At 74.9% G+C, this 14,851-nt stretch carries 16 protein-coding genes and 1 riboswitch; of the genes, 12 read left to right on the forward strand and 4 right to left on the reverse strand.

All coding sequences use genetic code 11. The features are described from left to right. Positions 1-116: 116 nt before the first annotated feature. The 9 genes from ACFUVW_RS13420 to ACFUVW_RS13460 all read left to right on the forward strand — a co-directional run bounded on the left by ACFUVW_RS13420 (position 117) and on the right by ACFUVW_RS13460 (position 8,439). Positions 117-1,088 carry a DUF1684 domain-containing protein gene (locus ACFUVW_RS13420; RefSeq protein ID WP_430571830.1) on the forward strand — a complete coding sequence of 324 codons (972 nt, stop codon included), beginning with the start codon at positions 117-119 and terminating at the stop codon, positions 1,086-1,088. Further along, complete coding sequence (locus tag ACFUVW_RS13425) at positions 1,085-2,149, forward strand: amino acid ABC transporter permease (protein ID WP_430571831.1); 1,065 nt, start codon at positions 1,085-1,087, stop codon at positions 2,147-2,149. The genes ACFUVW_RS13420 and ACFUVW_RS13425 overlap by 4 nt, the downstream gene beginning before the upstream one ends. Then, positions 2,146-2,949 carry an amino acid ABC transporter ATP-binding protein gene (locus tag ACFUVW_RS13430; RefSeq protein ID WP_430571832.1) on the forward strand — a complete coding sequence of 268 codons (804 nt, stop codon included), beginning with the start codon at positions 2,146-2,148 and terminating at the stop codon, positions 2,947-2,949. The genes ACFUVW_RS13425 and ACFUVW_RS13430 overlap by 4 nt, the downstream gene beginning before the upstream one ends. Before the next feature lie 50 nt (positions 2,950-2,999). Then, positions 3,000-4,028 carry an ABC transporter substrate-binding protein gene (locus tag ACFUVW_RS13435; protein WP_430571833.1) on the forward strand — a complete coding sequence of 343 codons (1,029 nt, stop codon included), beginning with the start codon at positions 3,000-3,002 and terminating at the stop codon, positions 4,026-4,028. Between the two features lie 70 nt (positions 4,029-4,098). After that, positions 4,099-5,658, forward strand: a complete 1,560-nt coding sequence (locus ACFUVW_RS13440; RefSeq protein WP_430571834.1) for an LLM class flavin-dependent oxidoreductase — start codon at positions 4,099-4,101, stop codon at positions 5,656-5,658. A gap of 41 nt (positions 5,659-5,699) precedes the next feature. Further along, positions 5,700-6,869, forward strand: a complete 1,170-nt coding sequence (locus ACFUVW_RS13445; RefSeq protein WP_430571835.1) for an LLM class flavin-dependent oxidoreductase — start codon at positions 5,700-5,702, stop codon at positions 6,867-6,869. 95 nt (positions 6,870-6,964) lie between these two features. Further along, positions 6,965-7,408, forward strand: a complete 444-nt coding sequence (locus ACFUVW_RS13450) for a thioredoxin family protein (protein ID WP_430571836.1) — start codon at positions 6,965-6,967, stop codon at positions 7,406-7,408. 25 nt (positions 7,409-7,433) lie between these two features. Further along, on the forward strand, positions 7,434-7,910 hold the full coding sequence (locus ACFUVW_RS13455) for a DUF4395 domain-containing protein (RefSeq protein WP_430571837.1): 477 nt from the start codon (positions 7,434-7,436) through the stop codon (positions 7,908-7,910). A 10-nt stretch (positions 7,911-7,920) separates the two neighbouring features. After that, positions 7,921-8,439 (forward strand): gamma carbonic anhydrase family protein, encoded by a 519-nt coding sequence (locus ACFUVW_RS13460; RefSeq protein ID WP_430571838.1) that lies wholly within the window; start codon positions 7,921-7,923, stop codon positions 8,437-8,439. 24 nt (positions 8,440-8,463) lie between these two features. Here the strand turns inward: ACFUVW_RS13460 and ACFUVW_RS13465 are convergent, their stop codons facing one another. From ACFUVW_RS13465 to ACFUVW_RS13480, 4 genes are all read right to left on the reverse strand, one after another. Next, positions 8,464-9,198, reverse strand: a complete 735-nt coding sequence (locus ACFUVW_RS13465; RefSeq protein WP_430571839.1) for a GNAT family N-acetyltransferase — start codon at positions 9,196-9,198, stop codon at positions 8,464-8,466. 84 nt (positions 9,199-9,282) lie between these two features. After that, the gene (locus ACFUVW_RS13470; protein ID WP_430571840.1) at positions 9,283-9,846 is read right to left on the reverse strand and encodes a flavin reductase family protein; all 564 of its coding nucleotides are present in this window, start codon (positions 9,844-9,846) and stop codon (positions 9,283-9,285) included. Beyond that, positions 9,843-10,454, reverse strand: coding sequence for an NADPH-dependent FMN reductase (locus ACFUVW_RS13475; protein ID WP_430571841.1), 612 nt, complete (start codon positions 10,452-10,454; stop codon positions 9,843-9,845). Before ACFUVW_RS13475 ends, ACFUVW_RS13470 begins: the two co-directional genes overlap by 4 nt. 77 nt (positions 10,455-10,531) lie before the next feature. Next, positions 10,532-10,610, reverse strand: a riboswitch (SAM riboswitch). Positions 10,611-10,736: 126 nt separating this feature from the next. Continuing rightward, positions 10,737-11,300: a DoxX family membrane protein gene (locus ACFUVW_RS13480; protein ID WP_430571842.1), complete on the reverse strand. Its 564-nt coding sequence runs from the start codon at positions 11,298-11,300 to the stop codon at positions 10,737-10,739. Between the two features lie 151 nt (positions 11,301-11,451). Between ACFUVW_RS13480 and ACFUVW_RS13485 the strand changes: the two genes are divergently transcribed. From ACFUVW_RS13485 to ACFUVW_RS13495, 3 genes are all read left to right on the forward strand, one after another. After that, entirely contained in the window at positions 11,452-12,162 is a 711-nt protein-coding gene (locus ACFUVW_RS13485; protein WP_430571843.1) for a FadR/GntR family transcriptional regulator, read from the forward strand. Positions 12,163-12,240: 78 nt separating this feature from the next. Then, positions 12,241-13,443 (forward strand): DUF4185 domain-containing protein, encoded by a 1,203-nt coding sequence (locus ACFUVW_RS13490; RefSeq protein WP_430571844.1) that lies wholly within the window; start codon positions 12,241-12,243, stop codon positions 13,441-13,443. A gap of 52 nt (positions 13,444-13,495) precedes the next feature. After that, a complete protein-coding gene (locus ACFUVW_RS13495) occupies positions 13,496-14,755 on the forward strand; it encodes an ABC transporter substrate-binding protein (RefSeq protein WP_430571845.1) in 1,260 nt (419 codons plus the stop codon). Positions 14,756-14,851: the final 96 nt, after the last annotated feature.

The following is a 14,851-nucleotide window of genomic DNA, read 5'->3' on the forward strand; positions in this document are numbered from 1 at the left end:
CCCCCGGCTGGTGCGCGCGTGACCGCCCGACCCGCCGCCCGCTGCGGCGCCCCCGCCGCCCACGTCGCCGACATCCGCCGCGACGCCGATCGTCCCCTCGTGACCGGAGGCCCCCGATGACCGTCACCGATGCACCGCGCGTCCGCCTCGCCGACCCTGCTGCCGACCCTGCTGCCGGGCCTGGCGGCGGACCTGCCGCCGGACCTGCCGCCGGACCTGCCGCGGACCGGCGCGCACGCCGACGGGCCGACCGCGAGCGAGAGCTCGCCGCGCCCCACGGCTGGCTGAGCCTGGCCGGCTTCCACTGGCTGCCCTCGCGACCGGAGCCGCTGCCCGGCGTGCCCGGCCTGTGGCTCGCCGACGACGCCGGCGCGCACCTGCGGCCGGGGGAGACGGACGGCCCGCGGGTCCAGGGGCCCGACGTCGCGGACGGCGCGTACGACGGCGACGTCCCGGAGGGCGGCAGCGTCGTCCTCGGCACCTTCCTGCCCGCCGGGCGTGAGCCCGTCGACGGTGCCGCCCCGGACGAGCCGGCCCCGGGCGTGACGGCGGGCGCGGTGACGGCGGGGGAGACGTCCGCGGTGGCGATCGAGCTGGTGCGGCGCACCGGTCGCCTCGCGATCCGGCTGCGCGACCCGCACGCCCGGGCCCGCCTCGACTTCGCCGGCGTGCCGGTCTTCGAGCACGACCCGTCATGGGCGCTCGAGATGCCCGTGCGGCTGTACGACGCGCCCCAGGAGCTCGTCGTCGGCGCCGCCCGCCCCGGGCTGGTGCACCGGCTGCAGGCGGTCGGCGAGCTCGACCTGACCCGCGGCGACCGGACCGTCACGCTCGTGCTGACCGGCGGGCCCGGCGACGCCCCGACGCTCCTGTTCAGCGACGAGGCCCCCGGCGTCGCGCCGTGGCGGCTGGCGCGCCCCGAGCTGCCGGGGTCCCTGACCCCGGGCGGCTCCGGCGTCGCTCGCCTCGACCTCAACGAGGCCGTCAACCTGCCGTACGCGTTCAGCGACCACGGCACCTGCCCCGCCCCGCCACCGGGCAACCACGTCCCGTTCGCCGTCACGGCGGGGGAGCAGGCACCGCGATGACCACCGTCACCACCCGGGACCCTCGGCCCCCGGCCACCCCGACGCCGCTGGACGACGGCCCGCCCACGCTGTACGGGCACCTGCGCATCGTCCCTGCCCGGCACCCCGGGCGCTGGATCGCGACCGCCGGCGTGGCCGTGCTGCTCGCGATGGTCGTCAGCTCGCTGGTCACCAACGACCGGTGGGAGTGGGACGTCGTCGCGCAGTACCTCACGTGGCCGTCGATCCTGTCCGGCGCGTGGGCGACGATCCGCCTCACCGCCGCGGCCTCGGTCGTGGGGTTCGCGCTCGGCACCGTCCTGGCGCTCATGCGGCTGTCGCGCTCGCCGCTGCTGGTCGGGGTGTCGTGGGCGTACACGTGGGTGTTCCGCTCCGTACCCCTGCTGCTGCAGCTGCTGCTCTGGTACAACCTGGCCTACCTGTATCCGCACCTGAGCCTCGGCGTCCCCTTCGGCCCCGAGCTCCTCTGGTTCGACACCCTCGGCGTCATCGACAAGTTCGGCGCCGCCATCCTGGGCCTGGGGCTGTCCCAGGCCGCGTACTCCGCCGAGATCGTGCGCGCCGGCATCCTCAGCGTCGACCAGGGGCAGCAGGAGGCGGCCGCCTCCCTCGGCATCCCGCGCCGACGCCAGGTGACCCGCGTCGTGCTGCCGCAGGCGATGCGCTCGATCGTGCCGACGGCGGTCAACGAGGTGATCGGCCTGCTCAAGGGCACGTCGATCGTCTACGTCCTGGCGTACGGCGAGCTGTTCTACATCGCGTCCGTCATCTACGGCCGCAACGGCAAGGTCGTGCCCCTGCTCATCGTGGCGGCGATCTGGTACCTCGTGCTCACCACGCTGATCACGATCGTCCAGTACTACGTGGAGCGGCACTACGCGAAGGGCGCCGTGCGCACCCTGCCGCTCACGCCGCTGCAGCGGCTGCGCTGGTCGTCCGCCGTGACCCTGGCCCGCCTCACCGGCCGCCCCGTGCCCCCGCACGTGCCGCCGGCGTTCGCGGCCCGCGCCCGGGTCGGCGTCCTCACCCGCACGGCCCGCCCCTCGGGAGGCCCCGCATGACCGCCGATGCCCGCACCCTCGGCCGCGTCGAGGTGCACGGCGTGCACAAGAGCTTCGGCACCCTCGAGGTGCTGCGGGACGTGAACCTCACCGTCGAGCCCGGCACCGTGACGGTCGTCCTCGGGCCGTCGGGCTCCGGCAAGTCCACGCTGCTGCGCGCGATCAACCACCTCGAGAAGGTCGACGCCGGGTTCGTCACGGTGGACGGCGACCTCGTGGGGTACCGACGCCGGCACAGCCGACGTGGCGGCCGGCGGGGCGAGGTGCTGCAGGAGCTCACGGAGCGGGAGATCCTCGGGCAGCGGACCCGCATCGGGTTCGTCTTCCAGGGCTTCAACCTGTTCCCCCACCTCACCGTGCTGGAGAACGTCGTCGAGGCGCCGCTGTCCGCGCAGCGCCGCCCCCGCGCGGAGGTGGAACCCGAGGCGCGCGAGCTGCTGGCCCGCGTCGGGCTCGCCGACAAGGCGGACGCCCGACCTCGCCAGCTCTCGGGAGGTCAGCAGCAGCGCGTCGCGATCGCCCGCGCCCTCGCGCTGCGGCCCCGCGTGCTGCTCTTCGACGAGCCCACCTCCGCCCTCGACCCCGAGCTGGTCGGCGAGGTGCTCACGGTCATCAAGGACGTCGCGAGCACCGGCACCACCCTCGTCGTCGTCACCCACGAGATCGGCTTCGCCCGCGAGGTCGCGGACACCGTCGTGTTCATGGACGACGGCGTCGTCGTGGAGCAGGGGCCGCCCGCCCAGGTGCTCGACCACCCACGCCACGACCGCACCCGCGCCTTCCTCGACAAGGTCCTGTGACAGCCCGCCGACGTACCCCGTCCGCCCGTACCCGACCCCAGGAGACTCCCGTGACCGCACCGACCCGCCGAGCCCGCGCGCTCGCCCTGCTCGCCACCGTCCCCCTGCTGACCCTCACGGCGTGCGCCGGCGTGAGCACCTCCGCGCCCGAGGCCGCCGGAGCCGGCGCCGGAGCCCCCGCCGGCACCAGCTCCGAGGGCGCGGCCGCCGCCGGGCTCGAGGTCAGCACCAGCCCCGACCAGGACCGGGTCCGGTCCACCGAGTCGGCCGAGGCCGTCGGGCTGCTGCCCGACGCGTTCGCCGACAAGGACGACTTCGTCGTCGCCGTCAGCGCCGGCGCGGCCCCGCCGCTCGGCTTCTTCGCCGACGACGACAAGACCCCGATCGGGAACGAGACCGACATCGCCCAACTCGTCGCGGACGGCCTCGGCAAGGACCTGCGCCTCGAGGTCAAGGCCTGGGCCGACTGGCCCCTGGCCCTGCAGTCGGGCGACGTCGACGCCGTCATCTCCAACGTCACCGTGACCGAGGAGCGCAAGGAGACCATCGACTTCTCCTCCTACCGCAACGACGAGCTGGGCTGGCTCGCCAGGGCCGGCTCGGACGTCTCGGAGATCAGCGAGCGGGAGGACATCGCCGGGCTGCGGGTGGGCGTCGGCTCGGGCACCAACCAGGAGAAGATCCTGCTCGAGTGGAACGACCAGAACGTCGCCGAGGGGCTCGAGCCCGTCGCCGGCGGCGTGCCGGAGTACTACGAGCAGCTCTCCGACGTCCTGCTCGCCCTGAAGTCCGGACGCCTCGACGTCTACGTGGGCCCGAACGCGTCCCTCGCCTACCAGGCCAAGATCGCGCCCGACGAGCTCGCGGTCGTCGGCACGCTCAACGGCGGCTGGCCCGACACCGCGCAGATCGCCGTCGCGACCAAGAAGGGCAACGACCTCGCGCCCGCCGTCACCGCCGCCCTGCAGCAGGCCTTCGACGACGGCGCGTACGCCCGCGTGCTCGAGCGCTGGGGTCTCGAGTCCGAGGCCCTCGAGAAGCCCGAGACCAACCCGCCGGGCCTGCCGGCGACCGAGTGAGGGCCGCCGCCGACCCCGCCCGTCGCCCCAGCACGGCCGACCCCGCACCACCTGCGAGCTGGAGACCACCATGACCGACCCCACCCGGCTGCCCCTGTCCGTCCTCGACCTCGCCCTCGTGCCCGAGGGGCGCACGGGCGCGCAGGCGGTGCGCGACGCCGTCGACCTCGCAGCGGACCTCGACCGGCTCGGCTACCACCGGGTCTGGTACGCCGAGCACCACCTGTCGCCCGGCGTGGCATCCGCCTCGCCCGCGGTGCTCGCGGCCGCCGTCGCGGCCCGCACCGAGCGGATCCGCGTGGGCTCGGGCGCCGTGCTGCTCAGCACCACCAGCCCCCTGGTCGCGGCCGAGCAGTTCGGCACGATCGCCGCGCTGCACCCCGGGCGGGTGGACCTGGGCCTGGGTCGCGCGTTCACGCCGCCGCAGGGCGACGCGCCGCGGCCGGCCCCGTCGGGGACGACGACGGGCCGACCGCGTGTCGTCGACGGGCTGTACGTGCCGCCCGCGCCGCCGACCGCGGGGGACTCGGCGCTGCGCGAGCGCGCGCTGGCCCAGGCCGCCGTGGTGGGCGCGTCGCGCACGCCGGCGAGCTTCCGCGCGGAGGTCGAGCTCGTGCTCGGCCTGCGGGCGGGCGCGTACGCGGACGGCGGCGGCCGGCGGTACGTGTCCCCGCCGGTGCAGGGCGCCGCGTTCGAGCTGTGGGTGCTCGCGTCCTCGGCCGGCGAGAGCGCCCGCGTCGCCGGGGAGCTCGGCCTGCCCCTGGCGGCGAACTACCACGTCAGCCCGGCGAACACCCTCGAGACGGTCGCCGCGTACCGGGCGGCGTTCCGGCCCGGGGTGCTCGCCGAGCCGTACGTCGTCGTCTCCGCCGACGTGCTCGTCGCCGACACCACCGAGCGCGCCCGCGAGCTCGCGGCGCCGTTCGCCGACTGGGTGCTCTCCATCCGGCGCGGGGCGGACGGCGCGATCGCCTACCCCCGCCCCCCCGACGCCACGCCGTGGGCGGAGCGGCCCGAGGCCGAGCGCGCCGTGGTCGCCGACCGGGTGGACACGCGCGTCGTCGGCGACCCGGCGACCGTCGTGGAGCGCCTGGCCACCCTGGCCCGCGTCACCGGGGCCGACGAGCTGCTCGTCACGACCGCCGCGCACGACCCCGCCGACCGGCGCCGGTCCTTCGGGCTGCTGGCCGACGCCTGGGCCGGTCGGCCCGCCCGCCTGCCGGACGTCGCCGCCGGCCCTCGCACCCCCGCCCCGACCGCCGAAGAGGAACCCATGTCCCCTACCAGCCCCCACCTGCAGCACCCCACGTCCGCCGGCGTCAAGGTCCAGGACGGCGCCCTGCTGGTCGACGTGCGCTCGGCCGCCGGCCGCGCGTCCGCCGGCGCCGTCCCGGGCGCGACCGTCGTCGACCGCCACGACCTCGACGCGCTGTTCGGCCCGGCCCGCGCCCCCGTGATCCCGCTCGACACCCCGGTCGTCGTGGTGTGCGGGTCGGTGACCGGCTCCGGCCCCGTCGCCGAGGCGCTCGCCGCCCGCGGCTACACCGACGTCTCCCACGTCGACGGCGGCTTCCCCGCGTGGAAGGCCGCCGGCCTCCCGACCACCGAACCCTCGAGGAACGGCAGCTGAGCAGCAGCGCCGCCCCACGACCGACCCAGAAGGAGACCCCAATGCCCGTCGAGTTCCTCGGCATCGCCACCACCAACGACGCCTCCGAGACCTCCGCCCGCACCACGGCCGCGTTCGACCCCGCCTACCTGGAGCGCCTCGTGCGCGCCCACGAGGACAACGGGTGGACGCGGGTGCTGTTCGCCTACGGGTCGTCCGGCCCCGAGCCGGCCGCGCTCGCCGCCTACACCGCGGCGCGCCTGCAGGGCATCGAGCTCCTGCTGGCGCACCGCCCGAACGTCTCGTCCCCGACGTACGCCGCCAAGACGTTCGCCACCCTCGACCAGCTGTCCGGCGGCCGGCTGTCGGTGCACTTCATCACCGGCGGCAACGACCACGAGCAGGGGCGCGAGGGCGACCGGCTCACCAAGGACGAGCGGTACGCGCGCACCCACGAGTACATCCGGATCGTCAAGCGGGCGTGGACCAGCCCGGAGGCGTTCGACCACCACGGCGAGTTCTACGACTTCGAGGACTTCGTGCTCGAGGCGAAGCCCTTCGAGGGCCACGTGCCGACGGTCTCCTTCGGCGGGTCGTCGGACGCCGCCTTCCGGGTGGGCGCGGCCGAGGCCGACATCTACGCGGTGTGGGGCGAGCCCCTGGCCCGCACGAAGGAGCAGATCGACCGGGTGCACGCGGAGGCCGCGGCCGCCGGGCGGACGACGCCGCCGCGCATCCACGCGGCCTTCCGACCGATCGTCGCCCCCACCGAGGAGCTGGCCTGGGAGAAGGCGCACCGCGTGCTGGACCGGATCGAGGCGCGCAAGGCGGCGCTCGGCGGGCAGCTGTCGCGGCGGCACCCGATCGACAAGCCCGAGAACGCCGGGTCGCAGCGCCTGCTCGAGATCGCCGCGGCCGGCGAGCGGTACGACACCGCGCTGTGGACCGCGACGGCGAGGGCGACCGGCGGGGCAGGGAACTCCAACGCGCTGGTCGGCACCCCCGAGCAGGTCGCCGAGGCGCTGCTCGCGTACTACGACCTCGGCGTGCGGATCATCTCCGCGCGCGGCTACGACCTGCTCGACGACGCGGTCGACTTCGGCCGGTACGTCATCCCGCTCGTGCGCGAGGGCGTGGCCGCGCGCGACCGCGCCGCGGGCTCCGCGGTGACGCCGGCCAGGCCGGACGCCGACGCCCCTGCCGACGAGCGGGGTGCGGCGCTGCCCGTCTGACCACGCGACGGGTGTCCGCCATCCGGTCGCCCCGTCGACCGGATGGCGGGCGGCGGGGAGAATGGCCGCGACGTCGACCCCGCGAGGAGGCCATCGTGACCGTCCAGCCGACCCAGGTCGTGATGCTGGCCGTGCTCGTCCTGGCGACCGTCGTCCTCGGCGTGGCGTGGAGGTCCCGGCAGGGTCGCGTCCGCACCACGTCCGCGCGGCGCGGACCTGTCGTGGACTGGGCGGCCCGCGGGGTCCGGCTGGGGGAACGGGCGACGTTCGTCCAGCTGTCCGCCGAGGTGTGCGCCCCGTGCCGGGCCACGGCCCGCGTGCTGAGGGACCTCGCCGAGCGCGAGGCCGGCGTCGCGCACCACGAGCTCGACGTCGAGGACCACCTCGACCTCGTGCGCGAGCTCGGCGCGCTCACCACCCCGACGGTGCTGGTGCTCGACGCGACCGGGGCACAGGCCGCCCGCAGCAGCGGCGGCATGTCTCCCGCCCAGGCGCGCCAGGCCCTGGCCGCCGCCCTGCCGGCGCCCGCCGCCGCCTGACCCGGACCGCCCGGAGGAGACGACGATGACCCGCGAGACCGCCCCCACGCAGGCCCCGGCCGGCATCGACCCGCGCGGCCCGCGGGTGGGCGCCGGCATCACCGCGCTGCTGCTCGCCGTCGTCGTGCTCCTCGGGGCCAGCACCGCCGGCCTCGTGCTGCTCGCCGTCGTGGCCGCCGGCTTCCTGCTGGGCGCCGTCCGCGGCGCCCAGGGCACGGTCCAGGGCTGGCTCTTCAGGACCCTCGTCCGCCCCCGGCTCGCCCCGCCCGCCGAGCTCGAGGACCCGCGCCCGCCACGGTTCGCCCAGCTCGTCGGGCTGATCGTGACCGGCGCCGGTGTCGTCCTCGGGCTCGCGGGCGTGCCGGCCGCCGTGCCCTGGGCCGCGGGGATCGCGTTCGTCGCCGCAGGGCTGAACGCCGTCGTCGGCCTCTGCCTCGGCTGCGAGCTCTACCTGCTCGGGGTGCGGCTCCGGTCGGTCTCCGGGGCGTCGACGTCGCGGTAGGGTCCGGGGCATGGCGACGGTGCTCCCCTTCGACGGTCACACTCCCGACATCGACCCCACCGCGTGGGTCGCGCCCACGGCGACGATCGTGGGGAACGTGCGCATCGGCGCGCGGGCCAGCGTCTTCTACGGCGCGGTGCTGCGCGGCGACATGGACGCGATCGTCCTCGGCGAGGGCTCCAACATCCAGGACAACTGTGTGGTGCACACCGACACCGGCGTCCCCGCGACCATCGGCGCCGGCGTGGGCGTGGGGCACGGCGCCATCATCCACGGCGCCACGGTGGGCGACGGCAGCCTGGTCGGGATGGGCGCCACCCTGTTGAACAACGCCGTCGTCGGCGAGGGGGCGTTCGTCGCGGCGGGCGCGCTGGTGCGCGAGGGTCAGGAGATCCCCGCCGGGCACCTCGCCGTCGGCGTCCCCGCGAAGGACCGGGGTGCGCTCGACGCGGAGGGCGCCGAGCGCGTGCGCCGCAACGCGATCGAGTACCAGGAGCTCGCCGAGCGCCACCGCCGCTCGGTCGGCTGAGGGCGACCGCGGTCGGCGCAGGGGTCAGGCCGCGGGCGTGCGCACCGCGCCGAACGTGGTGCGGGCGCGCAGCCGGAACCCGAGCTTCTCGTACAGCCGGATCGCGGTCGCGTTGTTCCCCGCCGCGTGCAGCATGGCCCGGGCGCCGCGCTCGCGGACGTGGTGCGCGACGTCGAGGACCAGCCGCGTGGCGAGCCCCTGGCCGCGGTGGTCGGGGTCGGTCGTCACGGCGCTGATCTCGGTCCAGCCCTCCGGCTGCAGCCGCTCGCCGGCCATCGCGACGAGACGCCCGTCGCGCCGGATGCCGACGTACCGGCCCATGAGGTAGGTGCGCGGGAGGAACGGGCCCGGGCGCGAGCGCTCGACGAGCGCCAGCATGTCGGGGACGTCATCGGCGCCGAGCAGCACGGCCTCGTCGTCCGGCCGGGTGCGCAGCCGGTCGGTCTCGACGAGCTGCACCCCGTCCAGGAGCGCGACCCGCTCCCAGCCGGCGGGGAGCGCGACGTCGGCCGGCGGGCCGGGGAACTGTGCGCCGTGCCCTGCGACGTCGACGATCGCGTCCCAGACGTCCGGGTCCTCCCACGACCGGACGGCCGCGAACGGGGAGACGTCGACGGGGTAGCGCAGCACCAGCTCGTTGCCCTCGGCCAGGTGCGCGTGCACGCCCGTGAGCGACGACCAGCGGGGGTTGTCGAGGACGGCCTCGGACGGGTCGGTGGCGTGGTCGGTGGCGTGCGTGGCGGGGGCGGTGGCGGTCATGGGTCCTCCTGTCGGGCCGCAGCAGCCTAGGCGCTCAGGGCGCGGGGGCGAGGGCGGGTTCGCTCTCGGCGTCGCGCTGCGGGCTCAGATCGCGGACTCGTCGCCGAGCCGGTGGTAGGTGCGGTCCAGGTAGACGAGCGGGGAGGCACCGTCCGACCCGGACTGCAGCGCGCGCAGCGACACCAGGTAGCTGTCCCCGACCGGGGTGCGCTGGAGCACGCGGCCACGCACCCACGAGACCGCCCCGTCGATGACCGGCTCGCCCGTGGGCAGGGGGCTCCAGCCGCCGCCCGCGAAGCGGTCGATGCCGCTGGTGGCGAACCTGGCGGACAGGTCGTCCTGGTGGGCGGCGAGGAAGCTGATCGCGAGCGTGCTCGCCGCAGAGACGGCCGGCCACGACGAGGAGGTGGACGCCAACGAGAACGCCAGGAGCGGCGGCGCGGCGGACACGGAGATCACGGACGTGGCGGTGAACCCGACGGGGCGGCCCTCGTGCGCGAGCGCGACCACGGCCACGCCGGCCGGGTGCCGGCGGAAGACGGTCTTGAACTCGTCGGGGGAGAGCTGGGACTCGTCCTGCTGGGCAAGGAGCTCCTCGATCCCTGAGAGCGCGGTCAGGGCGGACAGGTCGGTGTGCTCGGCGGTCACAGGGCGGCCCCTGTCAGCCCGACGGTCGTGGGAACGGTGGCGGCGGCCGCCGGGGTGGGGACGCCGGCCGCGCGGCGCAGCGGTGTCGCCCAGCGCGCGAACCAGGGGTCCAGCGCCTCGCCGAGCTCCGGCAGCTGGGCCTCGGTGAGCGTCAGGGTGCGGGTGGGGACGACGGCCCCCAGCTCCACGAGCACCGGCCGCAGGTGCGCCTCGCCGGCGAGCCCGTGCGCCGGGTTGCCGGACACGACGAGCGGCACGACGACGACGCCCGCCAGGCCGTCGGGCCCGTAGAGGTCGAGGAACGCCTTGAGCAGGCCCGTGTAGGAGGCCTTGTGGACGGGGGTCGCGACGACGGCGACCGTGGCGCGCGCCAGGCGGTCCTTCGCCCCGTCGGCGGCCGGGTGTGCGGGCGTGAGGATCTCGCCGGCGAACGACGCGAGCTCGATCGTCGCCACGTCCGTGGTGCCGAGCAGCTCGGCGACGCGCCGGCCGGCGGCCTCTGCCGCCGCCAGGGTGCGCGAGCCCGCGCGCGGGTTGCCGGAGACCACCACCACGGAGGGGGCGCGGTAGTCGGGGCCGGTCGTGGGGTCTGTCGTGGGGCCTGTCATCGGGTGTACCTCGCCGTCCGTCGATCACGCTTGCCGCGCGGCGTCTCGGCCCGCGTGCGCGGGCCGGCCGGCGGCCAGGTCATCTCCCGGAGCACCCCGCCGTGACGTGGGGGTTGCTGCCCAGCCAGCCGGGGCTTCGCGCTGGGGCTCGTGACCTGGGCGGAGGTATAGCAGCCGATCCGGCGAACGCCAGGCCCGCCCGGAGCATTCTCACGATCCGGACACCGCGGAGCCTCCGGCCGCGGGGGCGGTCGGAGGCTCCGGGTGGGGGACAGGTGGGCGTCAGGCCTCGAGGCGCAGCCGTGCGCCGAGCGCGGCGGCCCCGACGACGGCGGCGCCCGCGACCAGGACGACGTCCTTGAGCACGTACTGCCCGAGCAGCGTCATGCCGTGCCCGAACAGCTCGTCCCCGAACAGCGCGACGGGGGACAGGATGCCGACCATCGCGACAGCGAGGACGACCAGCCCGGCCCGCAGCAGCCGCCCGCTGACCAGGGTGAGCCCGATGAAGGTCTCCATGACGGCGACCAGCACGACGGCGGTCGCGGCGGGGACGAGCCCGAGGGTGAGCGTCTCGACGGTGCGCCCCGCGATCTCCTCGGCGGGGCTGGCGCCCGGGAAGAACTTCAGGATGCCGAAGCCGAGGAACACGAGCCCGAGCGCGACGCGCAGCGCCGGGACGGACCAGCGGGTGAGGAACCGGGCGAGGGCGGTGACGGCGACGTCGAGCCGCAGCGCCACCTGCTCGGCGAGCGCGTTCGGGAGGCGGCGTACGGCCGGGGCGCGGGAGGTGCTGGGGGCAGGGGCGGCGGCGGTCGTGCGACGGGCCGGGGTGGAGACGGACATGGTGGTGCTCTCTTCCAGGTGGAGGTGCGACCCGGGGGTGGTCGCCCTGGGAGAGAGGACCGGCCGTGCACGCGGATGCGTGCCCGTCGGGTTTTCGCCCGGTCGTCACCCGCCCTTCCCAAACTAGTGAGCAAGTGATTAGATCACTCCCATGACGACGGAGTCGGGACGCGTCGCGCGCCCCACGCTCAGCGGGAGCCTGGCCGAGGCCGTGATCCAGATGATCGGCGACGAGGGTCTCGTGGCGGGCGAACGCATCGGCCCGCAGCGCGACCTCGCCGCCCGCTTCGGTGTCGCGGTCCCGACGATGAGGGAGGCCCTGCGGAGGCTCGAGGGCCTGGGCATCCTGTCCTTCCGCCACGGCTCCGGGATCTACGTGGGGGAGAACTACCTGCGCAGCGTCCTGCCCAACGCGGTGGCCCCGCCCGCCGACCGGGACCGTCTCGTCGCGCTCGTCCAGGCGCGGGCCGTGATCGAGCCGGCCATCGTGCGGCAGGCGGCGGCGATCCGCGAGCCCGCGGCCGTCACCCGGCTCGCGGAGCTCCTCGCGGAGGCCCGAGAGTGCTTGGAGAGCGGCTCGGACCGTCTGTGGAGGGTGAACGTCGACCTGCACCGGGCGCTCGCGGACGCGGCGGGCAACACGATCCTGTCGGAGGTGCTCGACGTGATCCTCCTGCTGCACGCCGAGGACCAACGGCGGATCCTCACGCTGCACGGCGACCCCGAGTCGGACTACGAGGAGCACGCCGAGCTGGTCCGCCTCGTCACGGAGGGCCGACCCGACGCGGCTGCGGAACTCATGCACGCGCATCTCACGGAGGTCGTGGGCGCCATCGAGGACGCGGCGCCCACGATCCCCTAGCACCCTGCAGTGCCCCGACTCCGAAGGGGGAGTCGGGCCCGTGCACGACCTGACATGCCACGAGATCACGACGGAGTGATGACGATGACGACGACGATGACGACGTCGCGCAGGAGCCGGCGCCTCGCCGCGACCGCTCTGGCGGCGGCCCTCGCCCTGAGCGGGGCGGCCACCGCCGCGGCGGCGCCCGCCGGCCAGACGCCCGGCGACCCGACGCCAGGCCCCGGCGGAACGGGGACGTGCTCGCTGGACGGCGCGACGGTCCGGGCCACGGCGGCGACCCCGTCGCCGCTGGGTGACACGTTCACCGCGTACGCCGACTCGGGCGTCGGGTGGACGGGCGCCGACAGCACATACTCCGTGCCGATGCGCGGCGGCTCGCTCGCCTGGATCTTCTCGGACACCTTCCTCGGTCCGGTGGCCCCCGACGGCACCCGGCCCGCGAGCACACCGTTCCTCAACAACTCGATCGTCGTGCAGCGGGGCGACGACCTGTCCACCGTCACCGGCGGCACCCCGGGCGCGCCCGAGAGCATCGTCGGGCCGGACCCGGACGGTGCCTGGCACTGGTTCGGCGCCGGCCTGGCCACCCGCCCGGGCGACCTGCAGGTGGGCGTGCTGGAGTTCGCGCGCTTCGGACCCGGCACCTGGGACTGGGGCTGGAGCGAGTCGTCCGTCGCGACGCTCGACACCGACACGTGGCAGGTGACCTCGATAGACCCGCTGCCGTCGTCCGCGGGCGTCCAGTGGGCGTCCTGGTACCAGCGCGAGGGCGGCCGCACGCTCGTCTACGGCGTCGAGGACCGCGGCGGTGAGAAGTTCATGCACGTCGCCAAGGTGCTGGGCGGCGACCTCGCGGCCACGGACCGCTGGCGGTACTGGGACGGCGAGCGGTGGGTGCGCGACGAGACGGCGTCCGCCCGCGTCATGCCCGGCGTCGCGAACGAGTACAGCGTGACGCCGTACCGCGACGGCTGGCTGCTGGTCACGCAGGACACGTCGGTGCCCTTCAACGACGAGATCAAGGCCTACGTCGCGTGCTCGCCGACCGGTCCGTTCACGGGCGGCGCCACGATCCACCGGATGCCGGAGGTCGGGGCCGCGGGGACCTACGGCGACCCGGACGTCATCGCCTACAACGCCCACGAGCACCCGGAGCTGCGCGACGGCGACACGCTCCTGGTGACCTACAACGTCAACTCGGTGGACCCCGACGACCTGTACGCGGACGTCTCGGTCTACCGGCCCCGGTTCGTCGACGTCACCCTCGACGTCGGCTGACCACCCCGACCCCCAGCAACGACCCACGACCCATCACGACGAGGTGAGACGAATGAAGCGTTCCCGGATCCTGGCCGGCGCCACCGCGGCGTCCCTGGCCCTCTGCCTCGCGGCCTGTTCGAGCGGTGACGACGGCGGGGGTGACGCCGGTGGCGACGTCACGCTCGGGTTCTACACCGACAAGGCCGCATGGGAGCCCAGCTTCGACGCCATGAACGAGGTGTCCGGCGCACAGGGCTCCACCCTGGAGTTCACCGGCTACTCCGACGCCACCGCGTACGACAGCTTCATCAAGCAGTCGTTCCGCACCAAGAAGGTGCCCGACCTGTTCACCTGGCACACCGGGAGCCAGCTGGCCGACCTCGTCGACCAGGGCCTCGTCGCCGAGACCACCGACCTGTGGACGCAGGCGGAGGCCGACGGGTTGGTGCCCGAGGGCCTCAAGGACAACTACACCTATGACGGCAAGCAGTACTGCGTGCCGCTGAACGTGGCGTACTGGGCCGTCTACTACAACAAGAAGGTGTTCGCGGACCACGGCCTCGAGGTCCCCACCACCTTCGCGGAGATGATGGACGCCGCGGCGACGCTCAAGGACGCGGGCGTCACGCCCTTCCACCAGATGAACATCATCTTCGAGTTCGTGTGGTTCCAGGCGCTGCTGGCCGGCAACTCCCCGGGCACCTACCAGGGTCTGCAGACGGGCGACGCGTCCTACCTCGACCCCGAGGTCGTCGAGGTCATGGACCAGTGGAAGTCGATGATCGACGACGGCTACTTCAACGACCCGGGCGTCACGACCGACCCGCAGACGATGCTGAAGAACGGTGACGTCGCGATGGCCTACTTCGGCACGTTCCTCACCGGCCAGCTGACCGACGCGGGCGCCACGTCCGGCGAGGACTACGGCATCTTCCCGATGCCGAGCATGAACCCGGCGTCCGGGAACCAGATGGTGCTGGAGACCGGCCCGCTGTGCGTCGGGAAGGGCTCGGAGAACGAGCAGGCGGCCCTGGACTACAGCGCGTGGTGGATGAGCGACGAGGCGCAGAAGACCTGGTCGTCGTCGCGCGGTGACGTGTCGTTCAACCCGCACGTGACGGTCGAGGACCCGGAGCTGCAGGGGCTGATGGACCAGGTCAACGGCGGAGACTTCACCGTCCAGCAGCGCTACCTCGAGGCGAACCCGCTGCCGGTCTACACGCTGTCCACGGAGATCTTCGGCGACTTCGTGACGAACGCGCCCGACCCCGGCCCGGGGCTGCAGCGCCTGCAGGACGAGGCCGAGAAGTACTGGGCCGAGCAGGGCTGACGCCGCGAGGCACCGTCGTCGCGGCGGCCGGGCCCCGCCCCCGGCCCCCCCCGGGCCGGCCCGGGGGCCCCCCCCCCACCCCCCCCCCCCCCCCCC

Source organism: Isoptericola sp. NPDC057391 (assembly GCF_042668085.1).
Lineage (GTDB): Bacteria > Actinomycetota > Actinomycetes > Actinomycetales > Cellulomonadaceae > Isoptericola.

What these genes read in the sequence shown, in the direction of transcription:
- ACFUVW_RS13440 (WP_430571834.1), top strand. Translation starts at nt 4,099, where the DNA reads ATGACCGACCCCACCCGGCTGCCCCTGTCCGTCCTCGACCTCGCCCTC.
- ACFUVW_RS13495 (WP_430571845.1), top strand. Translation starts at nt 13,496, where the DNA reads ATGAAGCGTTCCCGGATCCTGGCCGGCGCCACCGCGGCGTCCCTGGCC.
- ACFUVW_RS13485 (WP_430571843.1), top strand. Translation starts at nt 11,452, where the DNA reads ATGACGACGGAGTCGGGACGCGTCGCGCGCCCCACGCTCAGCGGGAGC.
- ACFUVW_RS13420 (WP_430571830.1), top strand. Translation starts at nt 117, where the DNA reads ATGACCGTCACCGATGCACCGCGCGTCCGCCTCGCCGACCCTGCTGCC.
- ACFUVW_RS13455 (WP_430571837.1), top strand. Translation starts at nt 7,434, where the DNA reads ATGACCCGCGAGACCGCCCCCACGCAGGCCCCGGCCGGCATCGACCCG.
- ACFUVW_RS13475 (WP_430571841.1), bottom strand. Translation starts at nt 10,454, where the DNA reads ATGACAGGCCCCACGACAGACCCCACGACCGGCCCCGACTACCGCGCC.
- ACFUVW_RS13480 (WP_430571842.1), bottom strand. Translation starts at nt 11,300, where the DNA reads ATGTCCGTCTCCACCCCGGCCCGTCGCACGACCGCCGCCGCCCCTGCC.
- ACFUVW_RS13425 (WP_430571831.1), top strand. Translation starts at nt 1,085, where the DNA reads ATGACCACCGTCACCACCCGGGACCCTCGGCCCCCGGCCACCCCGACG.
- ACFUVW_RS13460 (WP_430571838.1), top strand. Translation starts at nt 7,921, where the DNA reads ATGGCGACGGTGCTCCCCTTCGACGGTCACACTCCCGACATCGACCCC.
- ACFUVW_RS13445 (WP_430571835.1), top strand. Translation starts at nt 5,700, where the DNA reads ATGCCCGTCGAGTTCCTCGGCATCGCCACCACCAACGACGCCTCCGAG.
- ACFUVW_RS13430 (WP_430571832.1), top strand. Translation starts at nt 2,146, where the DNA reads ATGACCGCCGATGCCCGCACCCTCGGCCGCGTCGAGGTGCACGGCGTG.
- ACFUVW_RS13465 (WP_430571839.1), bottom strand. Translation starts at nt 9,198, where the DNA reads ATGACCGCCACCGCCCCCGCCACGCACGCCACCGACCACGCCACCGAC.
- ACFUVW_RS13490 (WP_430571844.1), top strand. Translation starts at nt 12,241, where the DNA reads ATGACGATGACGACGACGATGACGACGTCGCGCAGGAGCCGGCGCCTC.